17 protein-coding genes and 1 tRNA gene are annotated in these 19,219 nt (G+C 59.4%); 15 read left to right on the top strand and 3 right to left on the bottom strand.

Annotated elements, in window-relative coordinates; all coding sequences use genetic code 11:
* Positions 1 to 77 precede the first annotated feature (77 nt).
* The 3 genes from GSQ93_RS01225 to GSQ93_RS01215 all read right to left on the bottom strand — a co-directional run bounded on the left by GSQ93_RS01225 (position 78) and on the right by GSQ93_RS01215 (position 3,175).
* The gene (locus GSQ93_RS01225; RefSeq protein ID WP_158933876.1) at positions 78 to 1,646 is read right to left on the bottom strand and encodes a SulP family inorganic anion transporter; all 1,569 of its coding nucleotides are present in this window, start codon (positions 1,644 to 1,646) and stop codon (positions 78 to 80) included.
* Between the two features lie 88 nt (positions 1,647 to 1,734).
* Positions 1,735 to 2,439: a carbonic anhydrase gene (locus GSQ93_RS01220; protein WP_158933875.1), complete on the bottom strand. Its 705-nt coding sequence runs from the start codon at positions 2,437 to 2,439 to the stop codon at positions 1,735 to 1,737.
* A gap of 226 nt (positions 2,440 to 2,665) precedes the next feature.
* Complete coding sequence (locus GSQ93_RS01215; protein ID WP_158933874.1) at positions 2,666 to 3,175, bottom strand: hypothetical protein; 510 nt, start codon at positions 3,173 to 3,175, stop codon at positions 2,666 to 2,668.
* Between the two features lie 316 nt (positions 3,176 to 3,491).
* On the opposite strand from GSQ93_RS01215, the gene GSQ93_RS01210 reads away from it, so the two are divergent.
* The 15 genes from GSQ93_RS01210 to nuoH all read left to right on the top strand — a co-directional run bounded on the left by GSQ93_RS01210 (position 3,492) and on the right by nuoH (position 19,215).
* Complete coding sequence (locus GSQ93_RS01210; RefSeq protein WP_254073704.1) at positions 3,492 to 4,886, top strand: branched-chain amino acid ABC transporter substrate-binding protein; 1,395 nt, start codon at positions 3,492 to 3,494, stop codon at positions 4,884 to 4,886.
* A 265-nt stretch (positions 4,887 to 5,151) separates the two neighbouring features.
* Positions 5,152 to 5,433 (top strand): 30S ribosomal protein S15, encoded by a 282-nt coding sequence (gene rpsO / locus GSQ93_RS01205; protein WP_031360663.1) that lies wholly within the window; start codon positions 5,152 to 5,154, stop codon positions 5,431 to 5,433.
* A gap of 365 nt (positions 5,434 to 5,798) precedes the next feature.
* A complete protein-coding gene (gene pnp, locus GSQ93_RS01200) occupies positions 5,799 to 7,946 on the top strand; it encodes a polyribonucleotide nucleotidyltransferase (RefSeq protein ID WP_174254565.1) in 2,148 nt (715 codons plus the stop codon).
* 168 nt (positions 7,947 to 8,114) lie between these two features.
* Positions 8,115 to 9,131 carry an NAD(P)H-quinone oxidoreductase gene (locus GSQ93_RS01195; RefSeq protein WP_158933872.1) on the top strand — a complete coding sequence of 339 codons (1,017 nt, stop codon included), beginning with the start codon at positions 8,115 to 8,117 and terminating at the stop codon, positions 9,129 to 9,131.
* 172 nt (positions 9,132 to 9,303) lie between these two features.
* Positions 9,304 to 10,086, top strand: a complete 783-nt coding sequence (gene tpiA / locus GSQ93_RS01190; protein ID WP_158933871.1) for a triose-phosphate isomerase — start codon at positions 9,304 to 9,306, stop codon at positions 10,084 to 10,086.
* An 86-nt stretch (positions 10,087 to 10,172) separates the two neighbouring features.
* Entirely contained in the window at positions 10,173 to 10,550 is a 378-nt protein-coding gene (gene secG / locus GSQ93_RS01185) for a preprotein translocase subunit SecG (RefSeq protein ID WP_158933870.1), read from the top strand.
* 114 nt (positions 10,551 to 10,664) lie between these two features.
* A tRNA-Leu gene (locus GSQ93_RS01180) sits at positions 10,665 to 10,749 on the top strand.
* 164 nt (positions 10,750 to 10,913) lie between these two features.
* Positions 10,914 to 11,273, top strand: coding sequence for an NADH-quinone oxidoreductase subunit A (locus tag GSQ93_RS01175; RefSeq protein ID WP_056353980.1), 360 nt, complete (start codon positions 10,914 to 10,916; stop codon positions 11,271 to 11,273).
* Between the two features lie 74 nt (positions 11,274 to 11,347).
* On the top strand, positions 11,348 to 11,827 hold the full coding sequence (locus GSQ93_RS01170; RefSeq protein ID WP_027819582.1) for an NADH-quinone oxidoreductase subunit B family protein: 480 nt from the start codon (positions 11,348 to 11,350) through the stop codon (positions 11,825 to 11,827).
* Positions 11,828 to 11,950: 123 nt separating this feature from the next.
* Entirely contained in the window at positions 11,951 to 12,553 is a 603-nt protein-coding gene (locus GSQ93_RS01165) for an NADH-quinone oxidoreductase subunit C (RefSeq protein ID WP_158933869.1), read from the top strand.
* A 9-nt stretch (positions 12,554 to 12,562) separates the two neighbouring features.
* Entirely contained in the window at positions 12,563 to 13,816 is a 1,254-nt protein-coding gene (locus GSQ93_RS01160; RefSeq protein WP_089164957.1) for an NADH-quinone oxidoreductase subunit D, read from the top strand.
* Between the two features lie 158 nt (positions 13,817 to 13,974).
* Positions 13,975 to 14,460, top strand: a complete 486-nt coding sequence (nuoE, locus tag GSQ93_RS01155) for an NADH-quinone oxidoreductase subunit NuoE (protein WP_158933868.1) — start codon at positions 13,975 to 13,977, stop codon at positions 14,458 to 14,460.
* Positions 14,457 to 15,782 carry an NADH-quinone oxidoreductase subunit NuoF gene (nuoF, locus tag GSQ93_RS01150; RefSeq protein ID WP_158933867.1) on the top strand — a complete coding sequence of 442 codons (1,326 nt, stop codon included), beginning with the start codon at positions 14,457 to 14,459 and terminating at the stop codon, positions 15,780 to 15,782. Before nuoE ends, nuoF begins: the two co-directional genes overlap by 4 nt.
* 31 nt (positions 15,783 to 15,813) lie before the next feature.
* Positions 15,814 to 18,150: an NADH-quinone oxidoreductase subunit NuoG gene (gene nuoG, locus GSQ93_RS01145; protein ID WP_158933866.1), complete on the top strand. Its 2,337-nt coding sequence runs from the start codon at positions 15,814 to 15,816 to the stop codon at positions 18,148 to 18,150.
* Positions 18,151 to 19,215: an NADH-quinone oxidoreductase subunit NuoH gene (nuoH, locus tag GSQ93_RS01140; RefSeq protein WP_158933865.1), complete on the top strand. Its 1,065-nt coding sequence runs from the start codon at positions 18,151 to 18,153 to the stop codon at positions 19,213 to 19,215.
* Positions 19,216 to 19,219: the final 4 nt, after the last annotated feature.

The following is a 19,219-nucleotide window of genomic DNA, read 5'->3' as shown; positions in this document are numbered from 1 at the left end:
CGTATCCGGCGCTTTATCGGTTAAAGAAACGGCTCTCGCCAGAAGCGAGGGCCGTTTTTTCGTTTTTTATTACCGCTTTATTTAACGGACGCCCGTTTAAAAAACGCCATACGCTGCTGCAAGCTCGGCCGCTCTCGCGCCGTGCGTTCAAGCTGGCGGCATTCCACATGGATGCCGCGCTCGGGGGCATCGGCGACGAATTTATCGATTAGTTCGCGCACGTCGGGATCGACGAAATCAGCGCGGCTCGCGTCCACTATGACGGTCGCGTTGTCCGGAATTTGCCGCAGGTGATGCTTGAGCGACACCTTGCCGAGAAACGACACGTCCTTGCGAAACGACAGCAGGAAGTGGTCGTCATGCTGCGCGATGGTGATAGGCCGCTGCAGATTCGCGTGAATGGCCAGTCCGATGCTGCACGCAATACCCAGCAAAATGCCGATCAGCAGATCGGTTGTGAGCACGCCCACAATTGTCACGATGAACGGCGCAAAGCGTTCGAATCCCTGCTTGGCGACGGCCGCAAACAACGATGGTTTCGCCAGCTTAAGTCCTGTGAAAATCAGGATCGCGGCGAGACAGGCTAATGGAATCAGGTTGATCACGGCCGTCAGCGCGAACACGCTCGCGAGCAGTAAGAGTCCGTGTACGACAGCCGACCAGCGGCTCTGCGCGCCGGCATGAACATTGGCGGAGCTACGCACGATAACCGAGGTAATCGGCAACGCGCCGATCGCGCCCGCCATGATGTTGCCAATACCCTGCGCCTTGAGTTCGCGGTCCGGATGGGCGGAGCGCTTCTTCGGATCGATCTGCTCGACGGCCTCGAGGCTCAGCAACGTCTCCAGACTTGCGACGATGGCAAGCGTCATCGCGAGGCGCCAGACATCGGGATTCACAAGTTGCTCGAAGTTCGGCCAGTCAAACGCGGCGTTCAACGCGGCAAACGAAGCCAGCGACGGCAGCGAAACACGATGCTCCGCCGGAGGCGCAAAACCTGGAGCGGCGTAATCGAGCGCCAGCGTGATCGCGATGCCGAGCATGACAACGGCGAGCGGCGCGGGCACGGCGCGTACCAGTGTAAAGCGGCGCATCGCTTTAGTTTCCCAGCCAGCCAGAATCGCGATCGACACAACGGCTACCGCGCACGCGGCAAGCGACATCACGCCGAACGGCGTCGCAATCGTGCCCGGTAATTGCGCCGCGACGTGTGCGCCGCCGTTGGCAAAACCAGCAGCAAGCGGCACCTGCTTGATGATCAGCAACAAGCCGATCGCCGCAAGCATGCCCTTGATCACCGACGACGGCACGTACGCCGCAAAGCGTCCGGCCTTCAGCATGCCGAAGCCGAACTGGATCACGCCCGCCAGCATCACGGCCATCAGGAAGGTCGAAAAACTGCCGAGCTTGGCAATGCCATCGACGACGATGACGACCAGTCCCGCCGCCGGCCCGCTCACGCTCAGATGCGAGCCACTCAGCAGCGCGACGACCAGCCCGCCGATAATGCCCGACAGCAAACCGGCAAACGGCTCGACGCCGGATGCGTTGGCGATGCCGAGACAGAGCGGCATCGCGACGAGAAAGACGACTGTGCCCGCGAACAGATCACGCGGGAAGGTTGCGAACGTTTCACGTAGGTTCATGAGCTTTTTTGGGCGCGAGTTAAGCCGTGCGATGCCGGGAAGGCATCGCACGGTGAAGGTTTAACGTGGGGTTGAGCGGCTAGTGCAGCTAGCGGCTGACGGCTTCTGTTACACGCTGGGCTGTGCCAGGTGCAGGTGCGGGTTCTGCTTCTTTCGCCTCTGAATTTGAAGAGCCGGCGGGCTCTCCTTCGATGTCGGCATCGGCGGGGTCTCCAGATGAAAGCACCTTGATGCGGCCATCGCGCAGACCGAAGATCCAGCCGTGAACGCGCGGTGGACGCTCGGCGTCGCGCACGATGGCCGTGTCACGCAGCGCGCTCACTTGTTCGAGCACGCTCAGTTCCGCCAGCCGGTCGATGCGCGAATCCATCGTGCCGATCGCGTCGAGTTCGCTGCTATGCGCACGCGCCAGCGCACACAGCGGGGCAATGCGGCGGTTGACGTGGGGCAGGGCGTCGGACAGCGGCAGCAAAGACGCACGCACGCCACCGCAACCGTAGTGTCCGCACACGATCACGTCGTCCACTTTCAGGACGTTCACCGCGTATTCGAGGACGCTCATGGTGTTGTCGTCGTCCGGTGAAAAGAGGTTCGCGATGTTGCGATGGACAAATAAATCACCAGGCTTTGAGTGCGTGATGGTTTCAGCCGGCACGCGACTGTCCGAGCATCCAAGCCACAGGACGGTCGGACTTTGACCCTGAGCCAGGGTTTCGAAGAAATCGGGCTCGCTGGCCGCAATTTCAGCCGCCCAGCCGACGTTTTCAACCAGCATGCGTTTGGGTCGATTCATGGGTATCAGCTCCAAAAGCGTAACGATAGACACAACACTACAACGGTGAAATTATCCCGGAAATGGCCTTCCGGCGTCATTGCCGTGTCGCGCACAAACCTTACGAATTACTTTCTATGAAAAGATCCCGGCAGTCCAGGCATAAAAAAATGCCGCTCGAGGTGACGTGACCCCGGCGGCATTTTTTTTCATCGACAAAAGATTTCTTCAGTGTTTATCAGTTAAATCAGAAAAAATTCCGTTGATCGGGATCGTGAAGCGGGTCGGGCGTTTTTTGCGTCAGGCGCAGCGTGCCCTGATCGTCGAAGTAAAAGCTGTACATCATGTACCAGACATTTGCCTCCATGTACCGGTAGGTCCACACCTCGCGTTTCATCAACGGGAAGTAGGACGTCTCCACTGGACGGCCAAAATTGATCAGCACGTCCTTGCGCGTCCAGGTGCCGATCTGCGCTTTATAGAACTCGTTTTCATCGAGGACCTGGCGCACGTTCACGATCTTTCCCGATGCATCGATATCCGCCGCCGTGGTCACCTCGCCGAGCGGTTGAGTCGGCCACATGAGGCGGCGGCCACCGTTCGGCAGGTCATAGACCTCCCTCGGCGGCCCCAGCTTCGCCGTGATCGTGGACGACTCCGCGCCTGCCTGGTAGTTCTGCCACGGCTGCGCGCACGCCGTGAGCAGGAGGGCAAGTGCCATTGCTGCCGCGGGTTTTCGGATTGCCTTGCTCAACATCTAAGCCTCCTTCGTATTCATATCTGCGCTGTATCCACGATCGAATGTGGGTTTTTCTGCTGATCCGCGCCGCATTGCTTATTTTGACATGCGGGGTAGGCGCGCGGTTTTGATCGCGGTCGCCGGTTCGTCCGTTCGTCCGTTGGTCAGGGCAGAGCGTGCTTGCTGGGTGTAGATGGAACGCGCAAGCTTGAGCGGCTATTCCATTTCCGTTCGCATTTTCTCGGGCGGTTGCACGCAACGTGCCGAACGCCCTATGATCCGCGTTTTCGCTTTGCTGTCATCTTCGCTGTCATTTATCCATGGATGAACTGTAATGGACTGTATGGGTCTCGGCCTTGGTTTGTCGCGCGTGGTTTCACTCAACGCCAGTAAGCGGCGTTTGCCGGCACGGTGGTCCCGGCTGCTCGGCCGCGCGTCGCATGCAGGCAAGCGCCTGGGTGGTTCGTTGCTGGTGGCTTCATGTTTGGGCAGCGCGTTGGTTGCCCCCGCGTGGGCGGCGGACGCCGCTCCCAGTTTGCCCCCCATTCGCATCGCGATGATCGAAGGCATGTCCGGTCCGTTCGCGAATGCGGGCGCGGCCGTCGAGCGTAATTTGCGCTTCGGTGTCGAGCGCGTGAACGCGAACGGCGGCGTTACCTTGCCCGATGGCAAACACCCGCTGCAACTCGTGGTCCTCGACGGCAAGGGCAGCAGCGAAGCCAGCCTCGTGCAGTTGCGTGCGGCCATCGACCAGAATGTTGGCTTTGTCATGCAGGGCAACAGCTCGGCGGTGGCTGCGGCGCTTATCGACGCAATCAATAAGCAAAATACCCGCGATCCTGAACACCGGGTGGTGTTCCTCAATTATTCCGCCGACGACCCCGCGCTCACCAACGCGGATTGCAGCTTCTGGCATTTCCGCTTCGATGCCCATGCCGGCATGCGCATGAACGCACTCGCCGATGTCCTCCAGCACGATCAATCGGTGAAGAAAGTCTATTTGTTCAACCAGGACTACAGCTTCGGCCATGACGTCAGCCATGAAGCCCAGCGTGCCCTGAAGGAGCGCCGCCCGGACATCGCGATCGTCGCCGATGAATTCATCCCCGCCGGCCGCGTGAAGGACTTCGCGCCGTACATTGCCAAGATCCGCGCGAGCGGCGCCGACGCCGTGATCACCGGCAACTGGGGCAACGACCTGACGCTGCTCGTCAAAGCCGCCCGGGAACAAGGCCTCGACACGCATTTCTATACGTTCTATGGCAACAGCCTGGGCGCGCCCGCCGCTCTGGGCGACGCCGGCGTAAAACACGTCGTGGCGGTGGCCGACTGGCATCCGAACGCGGGCGGCGCGGCGTCGGATGCTTATTACGAAGCGTTCCGCACCCGTTTTCCAGCCGCCGCAGACGATTACCTCTTCCTGCGCATGCCGCTCATGATCGAGATGCTCGCGCAGGCCATGGAGCAAGCGCACAGCGCCGACCCGACCGCGGTCGCTCGCGCGCTGGAAGGCATGAAGCTGGACAAGGGTTTCCAGACGACAGAAATGCGCGCCGCCGATCATCAACTCATCCAGCCCCTTTACGTGATCGAAATGGATAAGGCAGGCTCGCCCGGCGTGCGCTTCGACAACGAGGGTTCCGGTTTTGGCTTTCGGACGCTGCTCAAGATTCCGGCAGCCCAGACCGCCATGCCGACCACATGCCAGATGAAGCGCCCGGCATCGTGAATGCGGTCAAGCTTGGGCTTAGGCCTATTGCGCAATTTCGGCTGCTATAGGGAACCGGGTCGACGGCAAAAGTTGCTGTGCTATAATTCGCGACTTGCCGTACTCCGGACTGGTGGAATTGTGGGTTGCAAAGCCTGCTTAAAACGTTCACCAGAACCGTCCGGCAAGGAAGTCCGAAGTCGAGTTATCGGCTGAGGAAAGAAGTAGAAAATCCACGGCACGGCCCTTCTTCCGTGACCGCCTGTCCGTTTCAAAGGAAAATCAAATGTCGACCGTAGCAGCAGTTGCTCATGCAAAAAAGTCCGACGTCGTCGCAGAATATGCGCGCGCCGCTAATGACACCGGATCGCCAGAAGTGCAAGTTGCACTGCTGACCACCCGTATCAATGAACTGACCGTTCACTTCAAGGCTCACACGAAGGATCACCACAGCCGCCGCGGCCTGCTGCGCATGGTGAGCCGTCGTCGTAAGCTGCTCGATTACCTCAAGGGCAAAGACGCTGACCGTTATCGCTCGCTGATCGAAAAGCTGGGTCTGCGCAAGTAAGCGGCTAGCGTTCTCAACGAAATGCCTGTGTCAGTTTGCTGATACAGGCATTTTGTTTTTGAACGGCGCGCTCTTCATGGGCGCAGAAGTGAAAGTGGCGGGAAATATCGAAGGCTTGCATTAAAGCCAACCCCGGATCGGAAGCCGATTCGACTACAGGACCGGGCCTCGCGGCAGAGCTTTGTGTCATTCCAGCGCGTCATGCGCATCGCGTGTCGTGTTGCGTTGGAATGACATACACCCCTCTTGCCGCGCGGTTCCGGTCATCGCTTGGCTTCGCCGTTTTTTCAGCGTGTGCGCAGGCTCCGGATGCTCCGGGTCCACGACAACACGCTTGGACAAGCGCGAGGCATAACGAAGAAGGAGTGAGAATGTTTAAAAAGATCGTCAAGGAATTCAAGTGGGGACAACACAACGTTCGCCTGGAAACAGGTGAAATCGCGCGCCAGGCAAGCGGCGCCGTGATCGTTGATATTGAAGATACCGTGGTGCTCGCGACGGTTGTCGGCGCGAAGACGGCAAAGCCGGGCCAGGATTTCTTCCCGTTGACCGTCGATTATCTGGAAAAGACCTACGCAGCCGGCAAGATCCCGGGTGGTTTCTTCCGTCGCGAAGGCCGTCCGTCGGAAGGCGAAACGCTGATCTCGCGCCTGATCGACCGTCCGTTGCGCCCGCTTTTTCCGGAAGGCTTTTATAACGAAGTGCAGGTAGTAATCCATGTGCTGTCGTTGAACCCGGATGTGCCCGCTGACATTCCTGCGCTGATCGGCGCATCGGCGGCTCTGGCTATCTCCGGTTTGCCGTTCAACGGCCCGGTGGGTGCAGCACGCGTCGCCTATATCAACAACGAATTCGTCCTGAACCCGACGCGTCCGCAAATGAAGGAATCGGCGCTCGATTTGATCGTCGCCGGTACGGAACGCGCAGTGCTGATGGTGGAATCGGAAGCGCAGCAATTGACCGAAGAAGTCATGCTGGCTGCTGTTGTGTTTGGTCACGACCAGATGCAAATCGCTATCGACGCGATCCACGAACTGGTTGCCGAAGGTGGCAAGCCGGAGTGGGATTGGACGGCGGCACCGAAGAACGAGCCGCTAATCGCGCGCGTGGCGGAATTGGCCCAAGCCGAACTGAACGCCGTTTATCAGATCCGCGACAAGTCGGCTCGCAGCGCAAAGCTGAAGGAAGTCTACGCATCGACGACCGCCAAGCTCACCGAAGAATCGGTTGCCCGTGGCGAAACGCCGTCTGACAAGGCGACCATCGGCAACGTGATGTTCGACATCGAAGCGAAGATCGTTCGTACGCAGATCCTGAACGGCGAGCCGCGTATCGATGGCCGTGATACACGCACCGTCCGTCCGATCGAAATCCGTACCGGCGTGCTGCCGCGTACGCACGGTTCGGCTCTGTTCACGCGCGGCGAAACGCAAGCGCTCGTGATCGCGACGCTGGGTACGAAGGGCGACGAACAGAACATCGACGCGCTCGAAGGCGAGTATCGCGAACGCTTCATGCTTCACTACAACATGCCTCCGTTCGCGACCGGCGAAACGGGTCGCGTCGGTTCGCCGAAGCGCCGTGAAATCGGTCATGGCCGTCTGGCCAAGCGCGCGTTGGTTGCAGTCTTGCCGAGCGCCGACGAATTCGGCTACTCCATCCGCGTTGTGTCGGAAATCACGGAATCGAACGGTTCTTCGTCCATGGCTTCGGTTTGCGGCGGCTGTCTCGCGCTGATGGACGCTGGCGTGCCCATGAAAGCGCACGTCGCGGGTATCGCGATGGGCCTGATCCTGGAAGGCAACAAGTTCGCGGTGCTGACGGACATTCTGGGCGACGAAGATCACCTCGGCGACATGGACTTCAAGGTAGCGGGCACGGCGCAAGGCGTGACGGCACTGCAGATGGACATCAAGATCCAGGGCATCACGAAGGAAATCATGCAGGTCGCGCTCGCGCAGGCGAAAGAAGGCCGCATGCATATCCTTGGCAAGATGACGACCGCGGTTCCGGGTACGAACACGAACCTGTCGGACTACGCGCCGCGCATGATCACCATGAAGATCAATCCGGAAAAGATCCGCGACGTGATCGGCAAGGGCGGTTCGGTGATCCGTGCGTTGACCGAAGAAACCAACACGACCATCGACATTTCGGACGACGGCGTGGTGACTATCGCTAGCACGAGCAGCGAAGGCATGGCGGAAGCGAAGAAGCGCATTGAGAACATCACGGCTGAAGTGGAAGTGGGTCAGGTCTACGAAGGCCCGGTACTCAAATTGCTGGACTTCGGCGCGATCGTGAATATTCTTCCGGGTAAGGATGGTCTGCTGCACATCTCGGAAATCGTGAACGAGCGCATCAAGGACATCAACGACTACTTGAAGGAAGGCCAGATCGTGAAGGTCAAGGTCATTCAGACAGACGAAAAGGGTCGTGTGCGTTTGTCGGCGAAGGCTTTGTTGAACGAAGGCGGCGCGCCTATCGAACCGATCCAGCCGACGCAGCAGTAATGCGGTAAGTTCGGAAAAGCCGGCGCGCGCGAGTTGCGCGCCGGCCGTTTTTGAATTTGTGGGTTCGAATGTGATTCGATGTTATTGCGGGTCTCGGCTGAATGAGCCCGCAATGCCATGGGGTTATGCCTCGGTGATAAGCGCGTGTGACTTGAAGGGAATAAGCAGATGAAAGCCATCGAAATCACCGAGTTCGGCTCGCCCGAGGTATTGAAGCTGGGCGAGCGTCCAATGCCGGAGCCGAAAGCCGGTGAAGTGCTGATCAAGGTCGCGGCGTCGGGCGTGAATCGCCCGGACGTGTTCCAGCGCAAGGGCGGTTATGCGCCGCCGCCGGGCGCGTCGGATCTGCCGGGGCTGGAAGTGGCCGGTGAGATCGTGCGCGGTGACTTCGATCCGAAGCACAATCCGTTCGGTTTGAAAGCGGGCGACCGCGTGTGTGCGTTGCTCGCGGGCGGCGGTTACGCCGAATACGCGTGTGCGCCGCTCGAGCAATGCCTGCCGGTGCCGAAGGGGTTGACGGATATCGAGGCGGCATCGCTGCCGGAAACGTTCTTCACGGTCTGGAGCAACGTGTTCGAACGCGCGCATCTGGGCAAGGGCGAGAACGGGGCCGAAGAAACGCTGCTGATCCAGGGCGGGTCGAGCGGTATCGGCGTGACGGCTATCCAGATTGCAAAGGCGCTCGGGCATCGCGTGTTCGTGACAGCCGGGAACGACGAGAAGTGCCAGGCGTGCGAAAAGCTGGGCGCGGAACGCGCGATCAACTACAACACGGAAGATTTCGTCGACGTGGTGAAGTCGCTGACGAACGACCGTGGCGTGGACGTGATCCTCGACATGGTCGCCGGCGACTATCTTCCGCGCGAGCTGAAGGCGCTGGCCGACGGTGGCCGCGTGGTGGTGATCGCGACGCTGGGTGGTTCGAAGGCCGAGATCAACCTCAACGAGGTGCTGCGCCGCCGTTTGGTCATCACCGGCTCCACATTGCGGCCGCGCTCGGTCGCATTCAAGGGCAAGGTCGCGGTGCAACTGAAAACGCAGGTGTGGCCGGAAATTGAAGCGGGGCGGATCAAGCCGGTCATTCACCAGGTTTTTCCCGCCGATCAGGCCGCGGCCGCTCACGCGTTGATGGAAGGCAGCACGCACATTGGCAAGATCATGCTGGACTGGAGTCAGGTCGCCTGATTCCGGGTCGTGGAGTTGAAATGAGCGGCGGATCAGGGTTTGTTGTTTGACGGCGCTGTTTGACCGATTTCCGCCGGGCACAGTAAAATCGCATGTTGTGCTGAAGCGATGCGCCCGAAAGTTCCATTTTTCTATTTCAATGATCGGCAGCCTCGCTGCTACGACGAGACAAATGCCGAAAGAACAAGCCAAACGCGCAAAGCTGGTGGTCGGTAACTGGAAGATGCACGGCCGTCTGGCTGAGAACGCGGTCTTGATGCAAGCTGTGGCCGCTGGCGCCGCGACATTGCAGAGGGGCGTGCGCACAGCGGTTTGCGTGCCCGCGCCGTATCTTGCGCAGGCGCAGGCGCTGCTGGGCGGATCGGTGGTCGCGTGGGGTGTCCAGGACGTTTCAGCGCACACGCAAGGCGCTTATACCGGCGAAGTCGCCGCAGGCATGGCGGCGGATTTTGATGCCACATTCGCGATCGTCGGTCACTCGGAGCGGCGCGCCTATCATGGCGAGCATTCGGACCTGGTCGCGGTGAAGGCGCAGCGAGCGCTGGAAGCCGGGCTGACGCCTATCGTGTGTGTTGGCGAAACGCTGGAACAGCGTGACAGCGGTTTGACAGAACAAGTGGTGGGCACGCAACTTGAAGCCGTGTTGCTGGTGCTGAGCGAAGCCCAGGCGGCGAAAATTGTCGTGGCGTACGAGCCGGTCTGGGCAATCGGCACAGGGAAAAGCGCGACGGTCGCGCAAGCGCAACAGGTTCACGCATTCCTGCGCGCGCAACTGGCGGCCAAGAGCGCGGCAGTGGCGGACGTTCCGGTGTTGTACGGTGGCAGCGTCAAGCCGGAGAACGCGGAAGAGTTATTCGCTCAACAGGACATCGACGGCGGATTGATTGGCGGCGCATCGCTTAAGTCGAACGATTTTCTTGCGATTTGTCAGGCGGCACAAAACGTTTCGGTTTAATCGCCGAGTTTAAGCTTTCGAAAATGTAAGCATTAAAAGCGTGGCGCAACAGTGTCGCGTGAACATTAAAGAGTCGGGTGAACGGAATGCTGTATTTAAAGACTTTGATTATCGTCGTCCAGTTGTTGTCGGCGTTTGGTGTTATCGGGCTGGTATTGCTGCAGCACGGTAAAGGCGCTGACATGGGCGCGGCCTTCGGTAGTGGGGCGTCAGGAAGCCTGTTCGGGGCAACCGGTTCGGCTAACTTCCTGTCGCGTACAACCGCCGTGCTCGCAGCCGTGTTTTTCATCTCGACACTAACGCTGACGTACCTCGGCAGCTACAAGCCGGCCGCCTCCGCAGGCTTGCTGGGCGGGGCAGCAGTGACTGCGCCCGCAGCACATCCGGCGGTTGGTACATCAGCGTCGGCAGCGGCTTCGGCGCCGGTTGCATCGTCGGGTCCTGGCTCTGACGTTCCGAAATAATTTTTCGCCTGGATCGCTTTTTGTGCGTTGAACAAACTGGTTAACCCGGTTATAATTTTGTTCTTGAAGCGATTCCCGGCAATAAGAAGTTGTTTTTCCGGATTGCAAGACAGTGCCGACGTGGTGAAATTGGTAGACACGCTATCTTGAGGGGGTAGTGGCGAAAGCTGTGCGAGTTCGAGTCTCGCCGTCGGCACCAAAAGTTATCCAATGCCAGCCGCATGCATTGCTTCGGCTGGCATTGTCACTTCTGGCGAGTGAATATGCTCAAGGTCTCTTGTGCACGTTTCTTGTCTTTAGTTGAAAATCGGTCGGGCAGTCGTCCCGGCCGGCACACCAGATCAAACCGATTTGAGGATAGTCGTGAATCTCTCAGCCTATTATCCCGTCTTGCTATTCCTTGTCGTAGGCACCGGTTTAGGTATCGCGCTGGTCAGCATCGGTAAGATCCTCGGTCCCAATAAGCCTGACACTGAAAAGAACGCGCCTTACGAGTGCGGCTTCGAGGCATTCGAAGACGCTCGTATGAAGTTCGATGTGCGCTACTATCTCGTCGCTATTCTGTTCATTATTTTCGACCTCGAAACCGCGTTCCTGTTTCCGTGGGGCGTTGCCCTGCGCGACATCGGCTGGCCCGGTTTCCTGTCAATGATGGTTTTTCTGCTCGAGTTTCTGCTTGGTTTTGCCTACATCTGGAGAAAGGGTGGGCTGGACTGGGAGTGACGTGTAACGGGTGGGTTGAAGATCACCGGATTGCTGGGTAGCTTTGGCTGGCTGCTCATCTGGAGTGAAAGCAAATGAGTATCGAAGGGGTCTTGAAGGAAGGGTTTGTCACCACCACGGCTGACAAGCTGATCAACTGGACGCGCACGGGTTCGCTGTGGCCCATGACGTTCGGGTTGGCGTGTTGTGCGGTCGAGATGATGCATGCGGGCGCTGCTCGCTACGATCTGGACCGTTTCGGCGTCGTGTTTCGTCCGAGTCCGCGGCAGTCGGACGTGATGATCGTTGCCGGTACGCTGTGCAACAAGATGGCGCCCGCGCTGCGCAAGGTCTACGACCAGATGGCCGAGCCGCGCTGGGTCATCTCCATGGGTTCGTGCGCCAACGGCGGTGGTTACTACCACTATTCGTATTCGGTTGTGCGTGGATGTGACCGGATCGTACCGGTCGACGTCTACGTGCCCGGATGCCCGCCGACGGCTGAAGCGCTGGTGTATGGCGTGATCCAGTTGCAAGCGAAGATTCGTCGCACCAGCACGATCGCGCGTCAATAATTGTCGATAGTCAGGTGCGCCGATCAGTCATGGCGCACGCATGGCGCGCATTAGGCACGGCAGTCAGCGTTGTTGAAGTCCCTGAAGTCCCATTAGCGTCACCAAGGCCAGAGCCTCCCCAATATGGCAAGCAAACTCGAGACCCTGAAAGCGAACCTCGAGGCGGCGTTCGGCGACCGCCTGCATAGCATCACCGACTCGCTCGGGCAACTGACCATTGTCGTCAAGGCAGCGAACTACGCTGACGTGATTCTCAAGCTGCGCGACGACCGTTCGCTCGGCTTCGAGCAACTCGTCGACCTGTGCGGCGTCGATTACTCCACGTACGGCGAAGGTGCCTACGAAGGTCCGCGTTTCGCGGCTGTCCTCCATCTTCTTTCCATCGCGAACAACTGGCGTCTGCGCGTGCGCGTGTTCGCACCGGACGACGAAGTGCCTATCGTCCCGTCCGCCGTCAACGTCTGGTCATCGGCGAACTGGTACGAGCGGGAAGCATTCGACCTTTTCGGTATCGTCTTCGAAGGTCACCCCGACCTGCGCCGCATTCTCACCGACTACGGTTTTATCGGCCATCCGTTCCGCAAGGACTTCCCGGTGTCGGGTTATGTCGAAATGCGTTACGACCCCGAAGAGAAGCGCGTCGTGTACCAGCCAGTGACGATCGAGCCGCGCGAAATCACGCCGCGCGTGATCCGCGAGGACCGCTATGGCGGTCTGAAACACTAAGAGAACGCCATGGCAGAGATCAAGAACTACACGCTCAATTTCGGTCCGCAACACCCGGCCGCGCACGGTGTGCTGCGCCTCGTGCTGGAACTGGACGGCGAAGTGATTCAGCGCGCCGATCCGCATATCGGCCTGTTGCATCGCGCGACTGAAAAGCTCGCGGAATCGAAGACCTTCATTCAGTCCGTGCCGTACATGGACCGTCTCGACTACGTGTCGATGATGGCCAACGAGCACGGCTACGTGTTGGCGATCGAGAAGCTGCTCGGCATCGACATCCCCATTCGCGCGAAATATATCCGCGTGCTGTTCGACGAAATCACGCGCGTGCTGAACCACCTGATGTGGATCGGCTCGCACGCGCTCGACGTCGGCGCCATGGCGGTATTTTTGTATGCATTCCGCGAACGCGAAGACTTGATGGACGTGTACGAAGCGGTCTCCGGCGCACGGATGCACGCAGCGTATTACCGTCCGGGCGGCGTGTATCGCGATCTGCCTGACGCAATGCCGCAATACAAAGCGTCGAAAATCCGCAATGCGAAGGCGTTGTCGCGGATGAACGAAACGCGCCAGGGTTCGTTGCTCGACTTTATCGAAGAGTTTTTCGGCCGGTTTCCGAAGTGCGTCGACGAGTACGAGACGCTGCTGACCGATAACCGTATCTGGAAGCAGCGGCTGGTGGGTATCGGCGTGGTCAGTCCTGAGCGCGCGTTGCAGCTCGGCATGACCGGCGCGATGCTGCGCGGTTCGGGCATTGAATGGGATTTGCGCAAGAAGCAGCCGTACGAAGTCTACGATCAACTGGATTTTGATATTCCTGTTGGCGTGAACGGCGACTGCTACGACCGTTACCTCGTGCGCGTGGAAGAGATGCGTCAGTCCACCCGCATCGCGAAACAATGTATTGACTGGCTTCGTAAGAATCCAGGCCCGGTGATGGTCGACAATCACAAGATTGCGCCGCCGTCGCGTGTCGGCATGAAGACCAACATGGAAGAGCTGATTCACCATTTCAAGCTCTTCACGGAAGGTTTTCACGTTCCCGAAGGCGAGACCTACGCGGCAATCGAGCATCCGAAGGGCGAGTTCGGTATCTATCTGATTTCGGATGGCGCGAACAAGCCGTATCGCTTGAAGATTCGTGCTCCGGGTTATGCGCATCTTGCTTCACTCGACGAAATGGCTCGCGGTCACATGATTGCGGACGCGGTGACAATCATCGGCACGCAGGACATCGTGTTCGGTGAGATCGATCGCTGACATGCAGTTGCCAGGAAACGGCGCCGCACCACGCCGGCATGCTCGCGCAACAGCGCTGAGCATGCCGGCGAACCAACAACAGCAGGACGCCAGGTCTGCCGCAAAAGAAGGGCGCGGCGGGTTTTCGTTCGGTAGGAACTGAAAGAGTCGTGTCTGAAATGATCTCAGCTGAAGGCCTGAAAGAAATCGATCGCGCGATCGCGAAATATCCCGTGGACCAGAAACAGTCCGCGGTGATGTCGGCGTTGACCGTCGCTCAGGAAGAGCACGGCTGGCTATCGCCGGAACTGATGCAGTTCGTCGCCGATTACCTCAGCATGCCCGCCGTGGCCGTGCAGGAAGTGGCGACGTTCTACACCATGTACGAGACCGCGCCGGTCGGCAAACACAAGATCACGCTCTGTACGAACCTGCCGTGCCAGCTCGGCCCCGACGGCGGCTCGGAAAGTGCTGCGGAATATTTGAAGCAAAAGCTCGGCATCGACTTTGGCGAAACCACCGCCGACGGCAAATTCACCTTGAAAGAAGGCGAATGTTTCGGCGCGTGCGGCGATGCCCCCGTGATGCTCGTGAACAATCACCGTATGTGCAGTTTCATGAGTCGCGAGCGGATCGACACGCTCCTCGAGGAACTATCGAAATGACGTCTCTCCACGACCGCCACATCCAGCCCCTGATTCTCGCCGGCCTCAACGGCGAAAACTGGCACCTTGAAGATTATGTGGCGCGCGGCGGTTACGCCCAGCTGCGCCGCATTCTCGAAGAAAAGATCCCGCAAGAGCAGGTCATTGCCGACGTCAAGGCGTCGGGCCTGCGTGGCCGCGGCGGTGCGGGTTTCCCGACCGGCCTCAAGTGGAGCTTCATGCCGCGTCAGTTCCCGGGCCAGAAGTACCTCGTCTGCAATTCGGACGAAGGCGAACCGGGCACGTTTAAAGACCGTGACATCCTGCGCTGGAATCCGCATGCGCTGATCGAAGGCATGGCTATCGGCGCGTACGCGATGGGCATTACGGTCGGCTACAACTATATTCATGGCGAGATTTTCGAGGTCTACAAGATCTTCGAACAGGCGCTTGAAGAAGCGCGCGCGTCCGGTTATCTCGGTGCGAATATTCTGGGTTCGGGCTTCTCGTTCGAACTGCATGCACATCATGGTTACGGCGCGTATATCTGCGGCGAAGAAACTGCGTTGCTCGAGTCGCTGGAAGGCAAGAAAGGCCAGCCGCGCTTCAAGCCGCCGTTCCCGGCGAGCTTTGGCGTGTACGGCAAGCCGACCACGATCAACAACACCGAAACGTTCGCAGCCGTGCCGTTCCTGCTGGCAATCGGGCCGCAGAAGTATCTCGAGATCGGCAAGCCGAACAACGGCGGCACGAAGATCTTCTCGGTCGCAGGCGACGTCAATTTCCCGGGCAACTTTGAGGTGCCGCTCGGTACGTCGTTCGCCACCTTGCTCGATCTGGCTGGCGGCGTGCGCGGCAAGTCAGTGAAAGCGGTGATCCCAGGTGGATCGTCGGCACCGGTGATTCCGGGCGAGATCATGTTGAACACCGACATGGACTACGACGCCATCGCTAAAGCCGGATCCATGCTTGGTTCGGGCGCCGTGATCGTGATGAACGAAACGCGCTGCATGGTGCGCTCGCTGCTGCGTCTTTCGTACTTCTATTACGAAGAGTCGTGTGGCCAATGCACGCCTTGCCGTGAAGGGACGGGCTGGCTGTATCGCGTGGTGCATAGGATCGAACATGGACTCGGGCGCAAGGAAGACCTGGATCTGCTGAACTCGGTCGCCGAAAACATCATGGGCCGCACCATCTGTGCACTCGGCGACGCGGCGGCTATGCCGGTGCGCGGCATGCTGAAGCACTTCTGGGACGAATTCGAATATCACGTCGAGCATAAACATTGTCTCGTCGACGGACATGCGCATCATGCGCCGGCGTCCGAAGCGCTTACCGCGTGATCAGTGATCAGGCCAAGGACCGTTCCCCATCATGGTTGAATTAGAAATCGACGGCAAAAGTGTAGAAGTGCCTGAAGGCAGCATGGTGATCCAGGCTGCGCATAAGGTCGATACATACATTCCTCACTTTTGCTATCACAAGAAACTGTCGATCGCGGCGAACTGCCGGATGTGTCTGGTCGAAGTCGAGAAAATGCCGAAGGCGGTTCCCGCCTGCGCCACGCCGGTGTCGGCGGGCATGATCGTGCGCACGAAATCGGACAAGGCCATCAAGGCGCAGCAGTCCGTGATGGAATTCCTGCTGATCAATCACCCGCTCGATTGCCCGATTTGCGATCAGGGCGGCGAATGTCAGCTGCAAGACTTGGCCGTGGGTTACGGCAAGTCGCAATCGCGCTACAACGAAGAAAAGCGCGTGGTGTTCCACAAGAACGTCGGACCGCTGATCTCCATGGAAGAGATGACGCGCTGCATTCATTGCACGCGTTGCGTTCGTTTCGGTCAGGAAGTGGCCGGCGTGATGGAACTCGGCATGCTGGGTCGTGGCGAGCATTCGGAAATCACGTCGTTCGTTGGCAAGACGGTGGACTCGGAACTGTCGGGCAACATGATCGACCTGTGCCCGGTCGGCGCGTTGACGAGCAAGCCGTTCCGCTACAGCGCCCGTACGTGGGAGTTGTCGCGCCGCAAGTCGATCAGCCCGCACGATTCCGTCGGCGCGAACCTGGTCGTGCAAGTGAAGAACAACCGCGTGATGCGCGTTCTGCCGATGGAAAACGAAGCCATCAACGAATGCTGGATCTCGGACAAGGATCGCTTCTCGTACGAATCGCTGAACAGTGATGAACGTCTCACGCAGCCCATGCTGAAGCAGGGCGGCAAGTGGATCGAGACCGACTGGCAAACGGCGCTGGAATACGTGGCGAAGGGCATCAAGGGCATTACGGCCGATCACGGCGCGAATCAGATCGCTGCCCTGGCTACGCCGCATAGCACCGTCGAAGAGTTGTATTTGCTGAAGCAATTTGCTGAAGGAGTGGGGTCGCCGAACGTCGACTTCCGTCTGCGTCAGAGCGACTTCTCGGCGCCGGTATCGGATAGCGCGCCGTGGCTCGGTATGAAGATCGCAGACCTGACGAATATCGACACGGCGTTTGTGGTCGGTTCGTTCCTGCGTCGCGATCATCCGCTGTTCGCAGCACGTCTGCGTCAGGCCGCAAAGGGCGGGGCAATGCTCACGTTCCTGAACGCGACCAATGACGACTCGCTGATCCCGGCTGCGCATCGCGTGGTCGCGGCGCCGTCGGAATGGCTCGCGCACCTTGGCAGCATTGCTGCTGCGGTGTCCGAAGCGCGTGGCGTTGCTGCGCCGGAAGCGTTCGCGGGAATCGAGGCGTCGGCGGCGGCTAAGGATATTGCCGCTTCGTTGTCAGCCGGCGACAAGCGCGTGCTCCTGCTCGGCAACAGCGCGGTTCAGCACCCGCAGTTTGCGCAGATCCAGGCCGTGTGCCAGTGGATCGCGGACAACACGGGCGCCACGCTGGGTTATCTGACGGAAGCGGCCAATACGGTTGGCGCACATCTCGTCGATGCACTTCCGGGCGAAGGCGGCCTCAACGCTCGTGAAGTATTCGAGCAGCCGCGCAAGGGTTACGTGCTGTTCAACGTCGAACCCGCATTCGATACCGCCAACCCAGCTCAAGCGCTCGCCGCATTGAAGCAGGCAGAAATGGTTGTCGCGTTGTCGGCATTCAAGCATGGCGCCGATTACGCTGACGTGCTGCTGCCAATCGCACCGTTCACGGAAACGTCGGGCACGTTCGTCAACGCTGAAGGTACCGCGCAGACGTTCAATGGCGTGGTGCGTCCGCTGGGCGAAACGCGTCCGGGCTGGAAGGTACTGCGCGTGCTGGGCAGCATCCTTGGCCTGAAGGGATTCGAATTCGAGACCGCCGAAGAAGTCCGCGACGCCGCATTGGGCACGGGCGATCTGACGGCGCGTCTGTCGAACAAGACGAACGTGGCGATCAAGGCTGTTTTCAAATCTGCAGTGAAGGAAGGCAGCTACGAACGTCTCGCCGACACGCCGATTTATCACGCTGACGCATTGTCGCGTCGCGCTGAATCGCTGCATCTGACGGTTGCTGCACGCGACGCTAACGTGGTTGGGTTGCCGACGTCGCTGTTCGAGAAACTCGGTCTGAAAAACGGCGACGCAGTGCGTGTTGCTCAAGGTGATCTCACGGTGGTCCTGCCGGCAGTTCGCGACGCGAACCTGGCGGAAAGCGTGGTGCGTGTATCGGGCGGAACGTCGGCCGGCGCAGCGCTCGGGGCTCTGTTCGGTGAACTGGTAGTGGAGAAGGCGTAAATGGGCTTGTTCGATACGATCAACGCAGGCGGGACGCAGATTCTCGGCGTCGCCTGGCCGACGGTGTGGGCGTTAGTCCGCATCCTCGTGGTCTCGGTGGTGATCCTGCTGTGCGTGGCGTACCTGATTCTGTGGGAACGCAAGCTCATCGGCTGGATGCACGTCCGTCTCGGCCCGAATCGCGTGGGTCCTCTCGGGCTGTTGCAGCCGATCGCCGACGTGCTGAAGCTGTTGCTGAAGGAAGTGATTCAGCCAACGGCAGCGAGCCGCTGGATCTACCTGATCGCGCCAATCATGACGGTGGTGCCGGCGTTCGCGGTGTGGGCGGTGATTCCGTTCCAGGCGAAAGCGGTGCTCGGTGACATCAACGCGGGCTTGCTCTACGTGATGGCGATTTCGTCCGTCGGCGTGTACGGCGTGATTCTCGCCGGTTGGGCGTCGAACTCGAAGTACGCGTTCCTCGGTGCGATGCGCGCAGCGGCGCAAATGGTCTCGTACGAAATCTCGATGGGCTTCGCGCTCGTCGTCGTACTGATGGTCACGGGCAGCCTGAATATGTCGGCCATCGTGGTGTCGCAGGAACAGGGCATCTTCGCGAACTGGGGTATCAACTTCCTTTCGTGGAACTGGTTGCCGCTGCTGCCCATGTTCGTTGTGTATTTCATCTCGGGCATTGCTGAAACGAACCGTCACCCGTTCGACGTGGTGGAAGGCGAGTCGGAGATTGTCGCGGGCCACATGATCGATTATTCGGGCATGGCGTTCGCGCTGTTCTTCCTGGCCGAATACATCAACATGATCGTGATCTCGGCGATCGCAACCACGTTGTTCCTTGGCGGCTGGAGCGCACCGTTTGGTTTCCTGTCCTTCATCCCGGGCATTTTCTGGTTCGTGCTGAAGATCTTCTTCCTGCTGTCGATATTCATCTGGGCCCGTGCGACGTTCCCGCGTTATCGCTATGACCAGATCATGCGTCTCGGCTGGAAAATCTTTCTGCCGGTGTCGGTGGTGTGGGTGGTCGTGGTCGGGTTCTGGATCATGTCGCCGCTGAACATCTGGAAATAATGGG

Source organism: Burkholderia sp. S171, assembly GCF_009766085.1.
GTDB lineage: Bacteria > Pseudomonadota > Gammaproteobacteria > Burkholderiales > Burkholderiaceae > Caballeronia.
Note: the sequence above shows the minus strand (reverse complement) of the source record. Positions and strands in the feature narration are given on the sequence as shown.